This window comes from Pseudolabrys sp. (assembly GCF_050250095.1).
Lineage (GTDB): Bacteria > Pseudomonadota > Alphaproteobacteria > Rhizobiales > Xanthobacteraceae > Pseudolabrys.
Window position 1 is genome coordinate 377804 of the sequence record NZ_JBFWPH010000004.1, and the last position, 17262, is coordinate 395065.

The following is a 17262-nucleotide window of genomic DNA, read 5'->3' on the forward strand; positions in this document are numbered from 1 at the left end:
AGCAACTCGAAGCCAAGGAGATGAAGTGATGAACCCGAAGAAAGACGAAAAACTCAAAGCCGAGCCTAAAACGGTGGACATCGCGCCGGCACAAGTGGTCAAGGTTCCGGCTGAACCGGTGAAGGTAACAGTGGTCGAAGAGAAGGCTCCAGAGCCGGTTCTCTCGAAGGCTGTGCTTGCTGAGCAGGCCGCCGGCCGCGCCGTTTTGGCTAAGTTGAAGCAAACCTAAGCGGATTGCTCAAGATGCCCGCGATCAAAATCTCTCCATTTAGAGGCATGCTACCGGCAGTGGATGATCGCCTGCTGCCGGACGCCTATGGCGCTTACGCCGAGAACACCTGGCTCTACTCGGGCGCCGCTCGCGGCATCAATAAACATACAAAATTGATCGACGTAGACTCGTCGACGGCTAAGGTGTTTCGTATTCCTAACAACTTCTCGGATCGAGAACACCTTCTCGACTCGACGTGGCTTGAATTTACACATCCCGATACGGATGTCATCCGGAGCACAGTTATCGGCGACACATTCGATCGCTACTACTGGGCATCGCCGGTGATCCAACCGATGTATAATACGCTGGCCCGGATCAAGGCCGGATCATCGCCGTTTCTGTTGGGTGTCCCCCGCCCAGGCGCCATTACTGTTTCGGCCTCAGGCGGGAGTTCGGGGACCACGTCTACCCGCGCTTACGTCGTAACCTGGATGAGCGCCTACGGTGAGGAGGGGCCGCCGTCCCTACCGTACCTTATCACGGGCAAGGAAGACGACACTTTTACGGTGACACTCCCGGCCGCTGCCGCAGGTGATCTGGGTACGGATCGCAACCTGACGAAAGTCCGCGTGTACCGCACTGTTACGTCGGTGGGCGGTAACGCAACGTACTTCCTCGTAGACGAAGTCGATATTGGCGCTGCGTCGTACCCTGACGATACGAGCGATACCGACGCCGCGTCCGGAGTGGAACTTGCTAGCACGAACTGGACCGCGCCACCCACAGATTTGCAGGGGATCACGTCACTGCCGAACGGCATCATCGCCGGCTTTCGCAGCAATGAGGTGTGGTTCTGCGAGCCATATCGCATGCACGCATGGCCGACTCAGTACACGGTCTTGACCGAATACCCCATCGTTGGGCTTGGTGTGGTTGGGCAGATCCTGGTTGTCCTCACGAAAGGGTCGCCCGAACTGGCGTCTGGTTCTCATCCAGCGTCGATGGTCTTGTCGAAACTGAGCGCCCTCGAAGCCTGCCTGTCGCGTGGCTCGATTTTGTCCACAACAGATGGCGTATATTACGCATCTCCAAACGGCCTCATTCTGGTCAACCAGGCCGGCACCGCGGTGAATGTGACCCGTAAGCTTATTACGCCGGATAAATGGCAGAAGCTCACACCCGCTGCCACGCTTCGGTGTGCCCAGGTCGGTACAGCGTATTACGCATACGGCAGTGCACGGTTCGGCGTGTTCGAACCGACAGCGTTCGACGTAGGAGCCGCATTCGCTGACGAAGATCTTAGCGATGCATACTCGGGTATTTTGGTTGATCCCAACAGCGAGAATGTCGCTTTTAATCTGCTCTCTTCGGGGGAGCCGATTGTGAACGTAGTCACGGACGTGTGGTCTGGCGAGGTGTTGGTCGTTAAGGACGAGGCGGTTTACTGGCTGGATATTGCTGGGCTGAATCCTGAGTACGAAGCCTTCAAGTGGCGGTCCAAGATTATCACGACACCGTCATCTCGGAACTTCGCGGCGTTGAAGGTGTTCTTCGACGTGCCGGCTACGACGCCGGCCCAGAACCCGGTGCGGAATACCAACGCGATCCAGACGCTCGCCGCGGACCAATACGGCCTGGTGCGGGCCTATGCTGACGGCGAACTGGTGATGACCCGCGAGCTCCGGGAGTCAGGCGAGATGATGCGTTTGCCGTCGGGCTTTACCGCTGACTTCTGGCAGTTTGAGATTGAGGCCCGCGTGCATATTTCATCGTTGCAGATTGCAACGTCAGCGAAGGAGCTCGCGGGTGTCTAACAGAAAACTACCTTCAATCCCGGAGCCCACGGAGAACGCACTGGGTTTGGTACGCAGTGTGTCGGCACTCAAGGAGGCCGTGGAGGTTATTCTAGGGCGCCGCAGCAGCATGCGCGATGACCGTGCTGTGACGTTTCAGGATCTTGTCGATCTGGGCCTGATTACCGAGGATCAGATCCCGAGATGATTGTGTTTGGTGTCGAGAACCACGGGCACGAGATCGCGAAGGCTTCGGGGTGCTCGTTCAATAAGAACGTCGACCAGGTTATCTCACGGTTTGATCCGGCGACTGGACAGTTACTTGGCGGTGTCATCTACCAGAACTTCACCGGCCGCAGCATTGGAATGCATGTGGCTGGCTTCACACCCAATTGGATCAACAAAGATCTTCTTTGGGTGTGTTTCGATTATCCGTTCACACAGCTCGGCTGCGAACTAGTGCTTGGCACCGTGCCAGCAGCCAACACAAAAGCACTTGATTTTGACTTAAAGCTGGGGTTCAAAGAAGTCACGCGCGTCCCCGACGTTTTTCCGAACGGCGACCTCGTCATTGTAGCCATGCGCCGCGAAGAGTGCCGCTGGCTAGACATCACGCCCAACAGCTTTGTTCGGAAAAGGGCCGCGTAAGATGGGTGGCAAAAGCAGAGCCAGTCCGCCTCCTGACTATACACCAGTCGCGAACGCTTCCGCCGAAGCGGCGAAGTATTCTTATGACTTGGGCAAAGAGCAGCTTGCTTGGGCGAAAGAACAGTACGCCCAAGATAAATCTATCACCAATCGCGTAATCGACGCGTTTCTCACGACACAAAATAAAAACGATCGCGCTGCGGCGATGGACCGGTCGCGCTACGAGCAGATTTTCCAGCCACTCGAAGACAGCCTGGCGAAAGACGCGCAGGACTATGCATCGCCCGAGCGCAAAGATCTCGAGCGTGGCCGGGCGATCTCGAATGTCGCCCAGCAGTTCGACGCCCAGCGAGCGAACGCGGTGCGAGATCTAGAGGCCTACGGCATCAATCCGGGGTCGACAAGATTTGCTGCCCTAGACTTCACGACACGCGCCCAGCAGGCCGCGACAGCAGCGTCCGCGGCGAACCAGAGCGACCAGATGGTCGACGCCACTGGTCGTGCACTTCGGTCGGAGGCGATTAACGTCGGTCGGGGCTATCCCGGTCAGGTTGCCGGCACATACAACACAGCGCTCCAGGCCGGCACCGGTGCTGTGAACAATTCGCTTGCAACTACCGCATCTGGCGCCAACACGATGGGCACAGGCGTGCAGTGGCAGGGGCAGGGTAACAACGCCCTGAATTCCTGGACCAACGCTCTCAATGGTCAGGCGCAGGCAAACTACTACGCCGACAAGCTCAACCAGTCGAGCTCTTCGGGCCTAGGCTCGGTGCTCGGTTTCGGCGCATCTGCTCTGATGCAGTCGAGCAAGCCGTGGATCTTCGCTGCCGACGGCGGCGAGATTGAGCCAGCCGGCGACGTCCCTATGGAGGCCAGCCCGAGCGGCGGGCGAGCGGTTGACGACGTCAAGACGGCGCTGACCGCCGGCGAGTTCGTCATGCCCAAGGAAGCTGTGAACTGGTACGGCCAGAAGCACTTCTACGGCCTGATCGAGAAAGCCGGCAGAGAAAAAGACGAAATGAAGCAGCGCACTGGCGCCATCCCGCAGGTGCACCCGGCGACAGCCCACGCCATGAAGCGCTCGCCTACGCGCGCCGCGCTACCCGTGAGGTAATCGATGTCGTTCAGCCAGGAGATTAAAGATTTCATTGCTGCGGCACAGGCGGGCCAGAAGATCCTGGGAGCCTCGGATGACGCAGAGTACAAGCGCGCCCGCACGGCATACTTGAAGGCGACAACCGACGAGAAGACCGATCCGACGAATAAGGCACTCGACCAGCAGATCAAGCGCGCCCGCGCGAACTATTACAACCGATCTGGCTCGGCACTCGACGAAAACCGCAAGATGCGCCGCGCGATCATGGGCGAGCAGCTCGAGTCGTGGAAACGCCGCAATCGTCTCGACGCCGAGGAAGAGGCCGCGAAAAAGGGCGAGTCGCAGAACCTGATCGACGGTGCGGCTGGCGCGGCTGGCAAGCGCAGCGCACTGCCGATGTCTTACGACGTTGGTATGGACGACACTGGGGAACAGGATGCGCAGTTCGCCGCGGTCGGGGGTCTGATCGAGAAGAAGCCCGCCAAGCGCCTGGCGTATGCTGATGGCGGCGCCGTCGAGAAAGACACACGCTCCGAAAGCACGTCGCACGAACGGGCCCGCAGAGAACTGCGGCGCACGCCTCCGGTCACGATTATGGAAGACCTGATCGGGCGATACGACAAAGCAAAAGGAAGCGACAACGCCACACGCGATGCCATTCGAGAGCGCGCCATCGATGAAATGCGCGCAGCTGGGGATACCGGGAAGGGATACGCTGCCGGAGGGGTCGTTGAAGGCGGCCAGGACGCGACACCCGCCCAAGAAGACCTCGAGCCTGAAGACTACGTTCCGGACGAAGAAGATGTCGATACAGGCGATGACGAGGGGACCGAAGACGCTGGCACTGGGGACCAGTCTGAGGCTCGTGGTTTCAGCATGCTGGCCGCGAACGATGCTGTTCGAGATGGACTTCTGTACGGAGTGAAGTCCGTCCAGGGTAGCGAGACGAAGTCAGCTATCCCGGAGGGGACCACAGACCTTTCTGCGCAGTCGCGCCGGTCTCGGTATGCATCTGTTGCTCGTGGCGCCGGTGCAGCATCTCCGAGCGAGATTGCCGCCATCAAAAAGGCGATCGATCCTGAGGGTAAAATGCCCGAAGGCGAACGCAACATGGCGGCCCTCGGCGGCATCTATCAGTACTACATGAACAAGGGCGATCCAGAGAAGGCGCAGAAAGCTGCTTTCCACATGCTCCAGTACTATCGCCAGGCTTCGCAGCGGTATGGCGCGATCGCGCACGCTGCTGCGGAAGCGGGCGATATGGATGGCGCGACAAAAGCCGCTCTCAATGCGTACGCCAACATCCCGGACGGACGCGATCTTCGCGTGGTCAAGAATTCCGACGGCACGCTTGGTTACCGCATGGTCGACGGCCTAGACGGATCGACCGTCGCAGAAGGTGTTATCAAGTCTCCCCAGGAGATCGGGGCTCTGGCGATGAAAGCCGCCACCGATGGCTTTGACCAGTTCATCACGGAGGCCGCCGGCCAGCGCTATACCGCCCCGAAGGACGGTAAGGGCAAGAAGGGCGCAGGGGCCACTTCGGGCAAGATGACGGACCGTATCAAAGCCGGCGAGGAAGTCGGCGGTGCGTACGATCAGGCGCCGGACGCTTATAAGTTTGGCGAAAGCGCCGACGCCGGCAAAGACATCGCGTCAAACATCTTCCGTACTAACGATATCAGCCAAAAAGATGCGCTGTCTGTTACGGCGAAGATGGTTGATCCTAACGAAAAAGTGATGGTCAGGAAGATGGAGGACGGCAGTGGCGTTGTTCGGCTTTCTGATGGCCGCGAGGTCATGGTTCCGAAAAATGCGTTCCTCCAGGCGGTCGCCATACGCGGCAAAGCGCTTGCCAACAAGAAGGCTACCGCCGACACGTCGGAGCGTGACAAGAAACTCGCCGAACAGGATGCCGCCGCGTCCAAGAAGTTCTACGACCAGTTCAAGGACGGCCACCAATTCAAAACCCGCGAGTCGACCAGGAAGTTCTTCACGCCGACCGGGATGCAGTAACGGGTTCAACGGATCGTAAAATATGGCGTCCGACTGGGTCTCGCTGGACGATATCGCGCAGAGCTCTCCCGACACGGCTTTTGAGCCTTCGGCTCTCCCGAAGGAAGATGAGAGCCCGTCGTGGAGCGATTACGGAAACGTCGCCGTTTCGAGCGTCAAATCTCTTGGTGCTCAGGCGATGGGCTTTGGGCGCTATATTAACGAGCTCGCAGGCGACAGCACTCGCGCCGACTACTTCCGCGCAAAAGAGAATAACATCCAGGCGGGCGTCGACGACACGCTCGGTAAGCTGTCGAAGCCCGCTCGCGATCGCCTAGAGTCGTCGATCACCAGCGGCGAATTTTGGAAGCACCCGTTCAGCGCCGGTGCCCTCAAGCTGACTGGCACGTCCGCCCAGATCGCTTCGTCGATCCTGCCCGGCGCTCTCGTTAGCGGGACACTCAAGGCGACGATGGCCGTCGCCGCTGCCGGTGGCGCGATCAACGTAGGTCAAGTAGTCGATGAGTTTTACCGCGAAGTCGACGCGATCCCCGACGATGAGCTTCAGAAAAAGAGCGACCTTTATCGCGGCCTTCGATCGATGTACGACGAGTCGGATGCTCGCGCGGAATACAACACACAGGTGCTTGGTCTCAAGCCCGCGATTAATTTTGTGGTCGGAGCGGCCGCGAACGCAATTGGCCCGGCCGGTCAGATCGTTCGCGGTGTTAAGGGCGCTGGCGCCTCGGTCACGGGCGGTGCAAACATCGGACAGCGCGTGCTGGCCGGCGCCGCCGAGGGTGCGGCGGGCGGGGCGATCCAAGGCGGCGTGGCGGATTACTCGGTTCAGAGCTCGCTTGTAGAGGGCGGTGCTAAACCTGAAATCGATATGGACCGACTCGTGTCCGCCGTGCTCGAGCCCAGCGCTCTCGGCGGCGTGATGGGTGCGGCCGCCGGCGCTGCTTTTCGAGGCCCTCGCGCCCGCCCTCCGAAGGAGTTTCCCAGCGAAGAAGCTTCACTTCGTGATCTTGCTTCCCGCGGTCGGGTTGAGTCTCCCTCCCCGGATACAGTTAACTCTGGCACGCTTGCCCCCGACCAAGAAGTCGCGCTCCGTACGCGAGAGACAGTCGCGCCTGAGGACTTGGCGGGTATGGACAACCCCGATCGGCGCTCCCGCCAGACTGTGGCGGCAGAAGACCTAGCCGACGACGTCGCGTCGCGTGCCCGCGCCGAAGAGATCCCGCAAGAAGTCCAGCGCGAGCAGCCGGGTGTTACCCCAGAGGTTATCGGCGAAGCCCCCCCGGTGCAGCCCGAGCAGGCTGTGCCGTCCACTGCGCCCCCGGTCGAAGAACCCGGCCCGGTCACGACAAAGGGGCGCGTACTTACTTCGCAGACGGATGAAGCGAAGGCCAACCTCAAGGCGCAGAACAAGCAGCTCTCTGAAAACGTCGGATCGCTCAAGAAGATCGACGCTCCAAAGGGCAAGCATTGGACCAAGGCGCAGCTCGCGAAGCGCGAAGCCGATCACGAGAACGCTAAGCGGATCTTCGAAGAGCACGTTCCCGAGGAGACGGTTTTCCCGCGCAACGCCGAAGAATTCACTCTTCTTAGAGATCGACTCCAGGCGCACATCGATGCAGCCCAAGAGGCTGGCATCAAGATCCCGACTAAGGTCGGCTACGAGGGCACGTCGGGTTACGTCGTGCACTTGCGGGAGGCAAAAGATCTCGCCAAGAAACTGAGCCAGAAGGGATTTGTTGGGCAGCGTCGCGCCGAGCAGGTGACATCGTTCCTGGCGCGTGAAAAATCAGCCCGCGGTGGTGACTTCTCGCTTATGCGCAGCGAACGCCGTGCCGAAGGCGAAGCAGCCAAGCGAGTGTTCCGCGGCGACGTCGAGCAGCGCGCCGACACTAAGCCTGTCGCCGAAGAGCGCGTTGCGAGCCTTGACGAGGATATCCCGACCGCCCCCGCCGACACGTTCAAGGAAGAAGCACAGGATCTTCAGGCTAAAGTTCCGGCGTCCTCTCGCGGGTCTGCGCGCGGTGTCGAGGATTACGTCGAAACTGGCCACAAGGTTAAGCTCAAGGAAGGGGGCACAGAAGTCGTCGAGCGCGCGAAAGCCGCGTCACCGGTCCGCAAAGTAGAGCTGACACCAGAAGAGCGGGCGAAGTACGAGACACCGGGTAAGCCCAAAGAACCCGCCAAGTCTCCCGCGAAAGAGCCCACCGAAGCTCAGAAGGAAGCCGGCAACTATCAGAAGAAGCACGTCCGCGTGCACGGTCTGGATATCTCGATCGAGACCGAGAAGGGCCAGAAGCGGACCGGCAAAGATGCATCGGGCAAGACGTGGTCTGTCGACATGCGCGACGACTACGGCTACGTGAAACGTACCGAAGGTGCCGACGGAGATCAGGTCGACGTGTTTGTCGGCCCCGACCATGAGAGCAAGCACGTCCTGGTGATCGACCAGCGTGACCTGAAGACAGGCAAGTTCGACGAGCACAAGGCTATTCTCGGTTATCGGGACAGCGTCGAAGCCCTTCAGGCATATGAGCGTGGTTTTTCTGACGGTAAGGGGCTTGATCGTGTGCTCTCTGCGAAAGAGATGTCGGTCGACGACTTCAAGGAGTGGCTGAAGTCCGGCAAGACCAAAGAGCAGATCGGCGACCTACAGCCAGATGCCATGGTCTCCTGGGTTGGCGACTCCGGCCCGAACGCGCTCTATTCGGATGTCCACGGCGACAATCAGGTCACGTTCACCGCGCTCGACCACAAAACGTCCAGTGAGGTGCTTGGTAAGCTGACTTTCGATCAGCTCCGCGGCATCCCAGGTAAGATGGCCCCCTTCATCCGCGCTCGGCTCATGAAGGCGGCGGGCGACGTCCCGATGATGCTGGTCGACGCCGAAACCATCGGACGATTGGCGCATAGCGCCGGCCTGCGTTCGGGCGAGCAGCCTTGGGGTCTATATGTCCCTGAGGGGAAGAACTCTCGTATTTATATTAGCGAAGAAGCGATCGCTAACAACGCGCTGGGACACGTCGTCCTGCACGAAGTGACCCACGCTGCGACGGTCGAACGGATCTGGGATAGCCCCCAGCATACCGCCATCATCCGACGAATGATGGATGAGGTGGATAACTATTTCCGGATGGAAACATCTGTCGATCCGGACAAAGTCTACGCCATGCGTAACGAGCGCGAGTTCGTTGCCGAGGCGTTTTCGAACCCCGATTTTCAGGAGTGGCTCTCCCGCATCCCGCTCAGCAAAGAGCTCGCAAGCCGGATTAATATGGGCGGGCGCAAGATCGTGTCGGTCTGGGATTGGTTTGTATCCTCGATCCGCTCACTTCTGGGTTTTCCTCCCGGCACCCACACCGCGCTCGAGGGGATTATCCGCGTTGGCGGTACGATCATCGACGGTGGCGAGGGGGCATGGCAACGCCACCCGCTTGACCCGCGCGATGTCGTGCCCCAGCGCCTGGTCCGCAATCAGACCGATGCGCTCGTCTCCGATGTCAATGAAGTGTTCAAGAAAGCAGTCGAGAAGTCGGGCCTGAAGACTGGCTCGCCGAAACTCTTGAAACTGCGCCCGATGGACCAGATCGCACAGACCGCAGATCGGTTTTTTGGTCCGGAGAATAACCCGATCCGCAAGATCGCAGATTTGAAGGAGATGATCCGGGTCAAGGGCGACAAGCTCTTGCGCCAGAGCGAGCCGGTGGTGAGCAAGCTCTACCAGCTCGAGCGCAAGTACAAAGGCAAAGTCTGGGACGAGTTTACCCGCCTCGTGCACGACGAGACAATGTCTAGTGTTTTTGCCGACCGGGATTTGGCGGTTGGCAACGCACATCTGGGGAAAGACACGCTCGCCGGCGCCTGGAGCAAGGCGCAGCACGCGGATCTCCACAAGCGTTGGAAGGAATTGCCCGAAGACCTTAAGCAGGCCCGCCGGGAGGCGATGGCGTTCTTCACCAACCAACAGAATGCGATGTCGCTAGGCATTATCAACAACCGCATCCTCGCGGCGCTGGGTGTCAACGACACTGCGCTGGCAAAGCGCATCCACGAGGGGACCATCACAGACGCGGACCGGGATCGTGTCGGCCACCATACGATGGACTTGATCATGGATGCCAAAGAGCTGGCCAAGATCGAGGGTCCATATTTCCCGCTGATGCGTCGCGGCGACTACGCAGTCGTGGGCGAATACAAGATCGACGCACCCGCGAAGGGCGCCAAGATCTCGGACAACGAGTTCGAATTCAAATCTCGAGATGATGCTCTGAACTGGGCCAAGAGCATGGAACTGCGCCCCACGGTGCGCAGTGTCTATGTCGACTCAGCAACCGGGAAGCTGCACTTCCCGGACGGCACGAAAGTCACATCGAAGGATATCCAAGGCGAGCAGCGCTTCCGTGTTGAGGTGCAGAACCGCCACGTTGAATTCTTCGATACCGCCGCTGAGGCGGCCGCCGCGTCGCGTGACTATGCCGGCAGCCACTACTTCACGAAGGTTAAGTACGAAGAACGCCGCTTCGAGGCGCCAACCAAGCGCGGCGATATCATGTCTTACCAGCTGACCCAGCTCATGGACTCGCTGGAGCGTGGCAAAGGCTATCAGGACATGACGACCGGCCAGCGGCACGAGCTCGCCCGCGCTATGCGCGAGGCCAGCATCCGGTGGCTGGGCAGCACCCGCATTCAGTCTCGCCGGCTGCCGCGCCGTTACGTCGAGGGCGCGTCCCGCGATCTGACGCGTAATACATGGGACTACGCCAATAGCTCGTCGGCTTATTTGGCCAAGCTGGAGTACCAGCCGCGCCTCGAGTCGGCGCTCAAGGATCTCCAGGAGCGGGTCAAGAACGACTACACGACTGACGGATCGCTCGGCCGGTCGGCACTCGCTAATGAAGTCCTGCGACGCGAGTCGATCGAAGCCGGCCAGAACACGAACAACAAGTTCGCGCCGGCTATCCAGCGCGTGCTGACGGTGTCATTCATCGATAAACTCTTCTCGCCGGCTTATAACGTCATCAACTCGATGCAGCCGGCCATGGTGACAGCCCCGGTGCTCGCCGGCCGGTTTGGCGTTGGGCGCGCCGTTACAGAGCTTGGTCGGGCTTACCAAGACGTCGCTGCGTATTCAGTAGTAAAGCAGGGCATCCGCGAGACGGCCAGAAAAGCGGCGGCGGGCTCGGGCGAGGCCAGCATCATCGACACGATCAAGGGCAATCTCCGTGACACCCGCGAGAGGGCCATGATTGACTATCTGGTCGAGCGCGGCTCGATCGACCCCGAGTCGGGCTTCGAAATCGCACAGCTTGTGAAAGCCAAAGACGGCACGCTGGGCCGCATCGACAGCGGCATCGGCTACGTCGAAGGCATCGCGCGCCAGATGCCGCGCTCGATCGAAGCGATCAACCGTACGGTGACTGCACTAGCCGCATACCGGATGGAGATGTCGAAGTCTGGCAATTTCGACAAAGCGCTGCGCTATGCACAGGACACGGTCAACTCGACGCAGGGCCTCTATTCGGCGTCGAACGCGGCACCGGTGTTCAATCATCCGCTCGGTAAGCTCACGCTTCAGTTCCGCAAATATTCAAGTATGATCCTTCACCTGCTCGGCCAGCAGATCGGGAAAGCACTTGAAAACCGAACCCCTGGGGAGCGCGCTGAAGCGTTAAAAACGCTTACGATGCTTGCTGGTACGCATATTGCTATGGCGGGCGCCCTCGGCCTTCCTACAGAGGGCTTTAAGTTCTTGTTTTCCGGACTGAAATTCGCAGGCGTGCCTGTTCCAAGCTGGGACGAGGTTGAAGATGCCGTCCGTGCTGGAGCTGCTTCGGCTTTCGGTAAGAAGGGCGGCGAGATCCTCAGCCGCGGCTTGCCACGCGCGATCGGTATCGATCTGTCTTCGCGCGTCGGCCTGGACAACCTACTGACGTTCGGTGAACCGAAATCTGACGCCAAGAACGACGTCAAGGCTTGGGTGTTCGATACTATTGGTGGTGCTCCGATCTCTCTAGTCGGCGATTGGGTGGTCGGGGCAAATGCACTGGCTTCGGGCGACTTCGCGAAGGCGGCCGAGCTCATGGTGCCAATCAAGTTTATTTCAGACACGATCAAGGCAGCTCGTCAGCTCCGCGAGGGGAAGAAAAGCTCAACCGGCCGTCAGCTGTCTGAACCGTACAACTATGCGGAAGCGGCCGCTCGGGTGCTCGGTTTCACACCTGCCCGCGAAGCGGAAGAGGGCGCTAAAGCAGCCTCATTCAAGCGCCAGAGCGATGCGCTATCTAAGGAGCGATCCAGGCTCACGACCGAGTGGGTTACTTCAAAGGGTAGCGACAAGGTTCAGGCCTGGTCGAAGATCCAGGAGTGGAACCGGACGCAGAATCCCGCTGCACGTATTACGATGAAGCAGCTCACCTCCGCTGCGAAGAAAAAACTCAAAGAGCCGGTCGGGATCAACCCGACAAAACAGACGAAATACATCAAGGATCGACTCGAAAGAGTATACTGATTCGATGACAACCGAAGAAGCACGGCGTAGGAGAAAAAACGAGGCGTCGAAGCGTTGGCGGGAGCGCAACCCTGAGGTCCATAGAGCAGCAGTTCGCAAGTGGCAGGAGAACAACAGAGGGCGCGTTCGCGATATACAAAAGCGGTACGTGAAAAACCACGCTGACCGCATAAAGGAGCAAAGGCACCAGTCAAGAGAACAAAATCCAGAACGAGTTAAGGCCCACAATCGACGCAACTATCTACGAAACGGTGGTAAGGAAAAGTCTCGCCTTAGAGCCAGGCAGCGGCGGGCATCCGACCCGAAAAAAGTTTTATTTGATTACCGAAAATGGCGATACGGGATCACTAGGGAGGAATATGAAGCGATGTTCCAGCGCCAGGGCGAGCGCTGTGCATCTTGCGGCAGTTCGGAAGCAGGCTTCCGGGGTTGGCATATCGACCACTGCCACACGACAGGGATCGTTAGGGGGATACTGTGCCGTAAATGTAACCTCGGTATAGGCTACTTCGACGATGACACCGAGAAACTTTTAGCCGCAGTGCGGTATTTGGAGAAGTTCAGTGGCAAACTACAAAAAACCCGAAGGCGTGCGCGATCCGAGTTCACATCGGACCCCGGAACAGATCCGGAAGATGGACCGGGGCTACAACAGCCGACCGGAAATGATCAGGCGGCGCGGCGAGCAGAACAAGGGCCGCAGGATGCTGGGCCTGAAAAAGGGTGACCCCCGAGACGCGGGGCACATCGAGTCTTTAGACCGAGGTGGGAAAACTGTCCGGTCGAACCTCGAACCGCAAAGCCGCAAGAAAAACCGCGGGTGGAGAGCCAACGGCAGGCAGCCCTAACGCCTGCCAGCCCGACCGCTTCATGAGGCTGGCTTTACCCTGCTTTGTTGTCCACTTCACGCTGCCAACCTCGCGTAGTTCGCCGCCGTGCACTCTTTGAGGAACTCCTGGAACGCTCGCTCCGGGTTCCAGCATTCGATCTCGACACCGAGTCCTTCGGCGGCGTCGCCCCAGATCTCAGACGGAACATCCATGTGAGCCATGATCGCAAGGCGCTCATCCCGGAGGATGGCGTTGTCGATCTGTTTTACCTCTGGGGGTAACGGCCATACCGCCCCGAATTTCTTGCTGATCACCTGCATGAGGTTAGCCTCGATTTTGTAGTAGTTATCGAGAGCCGGCTTGATCGGGCGGGGCACGTCAACGAGGTAGGCCTCGCTCGCATCGTGGAGAAGCGCCGTCATTTTGAGATGCGCCGGCGCCGCCCTCGAGCACAACACACAGTGTTCAGCGACCGAATAGAACTTGAGGGAGTGCCCTCCGTACCGACACATCTTGGAGAGGGCGCGGCCGATATCGATGATGTCGATCTCCTCCGGCCTAGGGTCCATCGGCCAGAATTTTTTGCCCGTGTACGTCTGCATCCACTCGCCGATGCGAGCGCTTCCTACGTCGACTGCCAAAACGATTACTCCTGTGGGGAGAGTACGATCCTGTACCCTTTTGCGTGGTGGTTCACGATTTCGATATTCAGTTCAGCGAGCGCTGCCCGCGCCGGCTTTACCAGAACACGAATTGTATTGATGCTGCGGCCGCTGCCGCGACCGTAGAGCGTGTCGTATAGATCACGCGCCGATATCTTTTTGGGGTAGGCGCTGCACAGCGTTTTGACGAGGCCGTAGGTCCTTGGCCCGAGTTTGGTCGCCCGCTTGCCGCGCTCAACGATAAAGTGCACGTCGTCGAACTTGACGTCGAGCACCACCTCCTCGAGACCGCTCGACTTTGCGAGGTCCATGATGATGTCAGCGGCTCGGGTCGCCAGTAGGTTCTCCTCCGCGTGGAGGGCCTGTACGATATTCTGGATCTCGCGAGCCGGGATCATGTGTTCACTCACGTCAGGCCTCGTCGATAAAGTCGAGCAGCGGGTGCCCGGCGAGCTGGATCTCAAGCAGATATTCGGTGGCGCCAGCGTGAGAAGTGCCCGATCCGATACGACCCCGCACGCTCTTGACGCCGAATTCTTTCTTTAGGGCCTCCGTAAAGATGTGTCTGGAGTACCCTTTCTCACGCAACCATTCGGACAAGCTGATCGAGCTAATGCGCAGAACCTTGTCCTCCTGCCCCAAATGCACGTAGATCCCATCGAGCCGGCTGGCGTCGCTTACGACCTTGATGGTTCCGGGCTGCGGCTTGCCCTTCACGATGTGGACGCGGTTGGTGATAAGCGTGTGCCTGGACCGCATCGCGTTCAGATACTGCGCGATGACGTTGGAGATGTTTTCTGCAACGTCCATGTCCACTGGTTGCTCAACTCGGACGGAGCGCATTTTTCCGAGGACCGACACCATAAAAGATTTGAGGGCGTCTTCGTTGAACGTGGCCACGCCGAGCTGATTGGCGTATTTGGCACCCATGCACACACACGCAATGAGCGCCGTCCAAAACCGCTCGTCGGCTGTTGCTCCGACGCTCTTGCTGAACGCCTTCAGAAAATCGCCGACTTCTTTTTCGATGGTGGCGTGGTTCTGGCCGAGGAACTGAGCGTATTTAAGCCCGACCTGTCCGTAATTGTCGTTCAGCCGGGCTACGATGAGGGAAGCATCTGATGGCTCAATCTGGCCGGGGGCACCCGCCGCCGGCGGGTCCATCGAGTATTCAAACACCCGGTAAATGCCGGCCGTGGTCATGTTCGTGCGGCCGATAACGTAGTCCAGAAGGCTGTCATTAGAGGCCGACACAAGAAGCGTCTGCCAGCTACCGGGTTCGCGCTGCGTTACGCTGCGCGACATGCGGGCCTTTTCTTTACCCTGCGTCGTCTGGAACGTGATATTGACGAACTTCTTGGTGTCGTCTTCAGTCTTTAGCTCATCCCAATAGAGAGGCAGGGACCTGATCTCGCCCAGCTTGTTCATAACAGCGTTCTGAGTGTCGCTGAGGCTCTGCACCGCCTTGACCGGGTCGCCCCACACCGCCTGCGCAATTTTGAGCGATGTCGATTTGCCGATACCGGATGCCTTAGAGAAGGCGCTCATGAGGACACCGGGCTGACCGGTAAACCGAACGAGCGGAGCGCCGAAGGCCGACGCCACGATGGCTTCGAGCTCGGGCCTACCTTGCGAGGTAATCAGGCGGCATGCGTCAACCCACGACTGCTCGTCTCCAGTCGGAGCGTAGTGTCTGGCCAGCACTGTATCTGGAGCGGCTGCGAGCGTATCGCCCGCCGGCGTCCATAGTTTGCCGCCGTACACAAAGCCTTCAAGTTTCCCGATGCCCTGGCGCACATGCCAGCCGAATGGCGAAGACGAAACGCTGTCTTTCGTCTCTTGGAGCTTCTTGATCCAACTCACAAAAAACCTCGTGACGTTCTCGGTAGCCTTGGGGCCAACCGGCAGCATGAGGCCTTGATCTTGGAGGATGCGGCGCATCTCCATAGAGCCAACATGCTCGAGATGGATGGTGATCTGCTGGCTTTTGCCGCGATCGGTGACAGTCGTGAAGTGGAGGGCGCGCGGCGACACCTGAAGCCACGGATCATCCATCCGGTAATCGGTCACCGGGAATTTCTGGGTGCCGGCTTCGTCCTGGACGAGCAATGAAATGATGCCTCTTGCATCTCTCATGTATCCGTCGGGTAGATCGTTTATGGCTGGCCCGGCGGGATTGGGTCCCACCGGAAGTACAGTCGATAGGGTGCCCGATGATTGCGTTCCCGCTCCAAAAGACGTCGTAGCTTGTAGACCGGAAGGCACAAAAGCTTGGCTGCTTTGCGCAGGCGCTTCTCGCCGGGGGATAAAGTGGTACGGCGTTTTGTTCTTTTGGAAGTGCGGGCACGCCGCGCACTGCCTTGCGCCGGACGCCGAGATCGTCGAGCAGCTCGGCCAGCCAAGACCTTTTTCTTTCTGTTCCCGGTCTTTACGGTCGAAGAACTCATCGGTTTTTTCTTTCGTGTAGTCCGGATGCCCGCGCGACATCCTATGGGTGTCGTTGCGCGGGTCGTCAGTGAATGTCGCGAGCAGCGTCGTGAGGTTCCACAACGGCTGGCTGTTAGTGAGGCCGCCGTCAGCAATTGTCTCCCGGATAAACGCACATTCGCGCGCCGCATCATTGATGTGTACGGGCGGCGGAGCTGACGGCTCGATCCCAGAGGACAACTCACTTTCGCCGAGGATCGCCTGTCGTTTCGGGAACACCGACTGATCCAGAACGGGACCAGAGACAGCGACGGGCACTGCTACTTTGTACGGCTCCAGAGCTTTTGTAATGCGCTCGATCGCGTAGTCGAAGTCCAGTCGACTCCCCAAGAAGGAGACCGATCGCTTAGGCTCGCTCTTGCAATTCAGCGTGTCCGGGATGCGCAAGACCCGTGCGCTGTCGATAGTGCACTGGGTGTCGCATTTGAGACCGTGCCGCTTCGTGGCTTCGGCTAGCGCGTACGCCAGAGGGCGCCATTCATCCGGCGTGAGTGCGCGGTTTAGCAGCCAGTAGACGTGCATACCGCCGCCAGACCCAACAACCATCGTGGGGCGAGGCATGCCGCTTTCCGACAAAAACTTGCATAGGGCGTCGGTAGCCTCGGTCAGATCATTGTACGAGTCGTTACTTTGGCCTTTGGCATCGAGGTCCAAAAAGAGCGACTTCAGCGCGACCGCGTTTTTCTGCGAACGTATCGCGTTGAAATATTTGTAGCCCTTTGGGCTCGTCTTTTCGTGGGCTTCGATCTGTGTGCTCAGACACGCGTAGATGTCTCGCGTGTCGCTTCGCTTGAGAATGTACGCGAGCGAGCGCATCGCGCCGTCCAGATCTCTGGCGGCACTCCCGGACCATCGTGGTTTGTCGTATCCTTCGCCCTGAAAGGTGTAATGGACACCAACGAAGTTTTTGTCGTCCCAGGGCAAAACTCGTGCGAGATACTCGCGAGCCTGCTCTAATGGCATTCCAAGATTTGTGGTTCTGTGGGTAGAAGAGGAACCACGTTACTC

At 59.1% G+C, this 17262-nt stretch carries 10 protein-coding genes and 1 pseudogene; 8 read left to right on the forward strand and 3 right to left on the reverse strand.

Going from position 1 to position 17262, the window contains the following annotated elements; all coding sequences use genetic code 11:
* Positions 1-28 precede the first annotated feature (28 nt).
* From AB7F10_RS14970 to AB7F10_RS15005, 8 genes and pseudogenes are all read left to right on the forward strand, one after another.
* On the forward strand, positions 29-229 hold the full coding sequence (locus AB7F10_RS14970; RefSeq protein ID WP_428561653.1) for a hypothetical protein: 201 nt from the start codon (positions 29-31) through the stop codon (positions 227-229).
* 14 nt (positions 230-243) lie between these two features.
* A complete protein-coding gene (locus tag AB7F10_RS14975; RefSeq protein ID WP_428561650.1) occupies positions 244-2028 on the forward strand; it encodes a hypothetical protein in 1785 nt (594 codons plus the stop codon).
* A 183-nt stretch (positions 2029-2211) separates the two neighbouring features.
* The gene (locus AB7F10_RS14980) at positions 2212-2655 is read left to right on the forward strand and encodes a hypothetical protein (RefSeq protein WP_428561648.1); all 444 of its coding nucleotides are present in this window, start codon (positions 2212-2214) and stop codon (positions 2653-2655) included.
* A gap of 88 nt (positions 2656-2743) precedes the next feature.
* On the forward strand, positions 2744-3772 hold the full coding sequence (locus AB7F10_RS14985) for a hypothetical protein (RefSeq protein WP_428587179.1): 1029 nt from the start codon (positions 2744-2746) through the stop codon (positions 3770-3772).
* Positions 3773-3775: 3 nt separating this feature from the next.
* Complete coding sequence (locus AB7F10_RS14990; protein WP_428561644.1) at positions 3776-5770, forward strand: hypothetical protein; 1995 nt, start codon at positions 3776-3778, stop codon at positions 5768-5770.
* Positions 5771-5792: 22 nt separating this feature from the next.
* Positions 5793-12275: a PLxRFG domain-containing protein gene (locus AB7F10_RS14995; protein ID WP_428587181.1), complete on the forward strand. Its 6483-nt coding sequence runs from the start codon at positions 5793-5795 to the stop codon at positions 12273-12275.
* A gap of 4 nt (positions 12276-12279) precedes the next feature.
* Positions 12280-12822, forward strand: a pseudogene (locus AB7F10_RS15000) (endonuclease domain-containing protein); the annotation flags it as partial.
* 16 nt (positions 12823-12838) lie between these two features.
* Positions 12839-13123 carry a hypothetical protein gene (locus tag AB7F10_RS15005; protein ID WP_428562483.1) on the forward strand — a complete coding sequence of 95 codons (285 nt, stop codon included), beginning with the start codon at positions 12839-12841 and terminating at the stop codon, positions 13121-13123.
* 56 nt (positions 13124-13179) lie between these two features.
* Here the strand turns inward: AB7F10_RS15005 and AB7F10_RS15010 are convergent, their stop codons facing one another.
* The 3 genes from AB7F10_RS15010 to AB7F10_RS15020 are packed head-to-tail and all read right to left on the reverse strand — an operon-like array spanning position 13180 to position 17217.
* Entirely contained in the window at positions 13180-13746 is a 567-nt protein-coding gene (locus AB7F10_RS15010) for a phosphohydrolase (RefSeq protein WP_428561817.1), read from the reverse strand.
* Positions 13747-13751: 5 nt separating this feature from the next.
* Positions 13752-14177 (reverse strand): winged helix-turn-helix domain-containing protein, encoded by a 426-nt coding sequence (locus tag AB7F10_RS15015; RefSeq protein ID WP_428561815.1) that lies wholly within the window; start codon positions 14175-14177, stop codon positions 13752-13754.
* 1 nt (position 14178) lies between these two features.
* Positions 14179-17217, reverse strand: a complete 3039-nt coding sequence (locus tag AB7F10_RS15020; protein ID WP_428561813.1) for a DUF927 domain-containing protein — start codon at positions 17215-17217, stop codon at positions 14179-14181.
* Between the last annotated feature and the right edge of the window lie 45 nt (positions 17218-17262).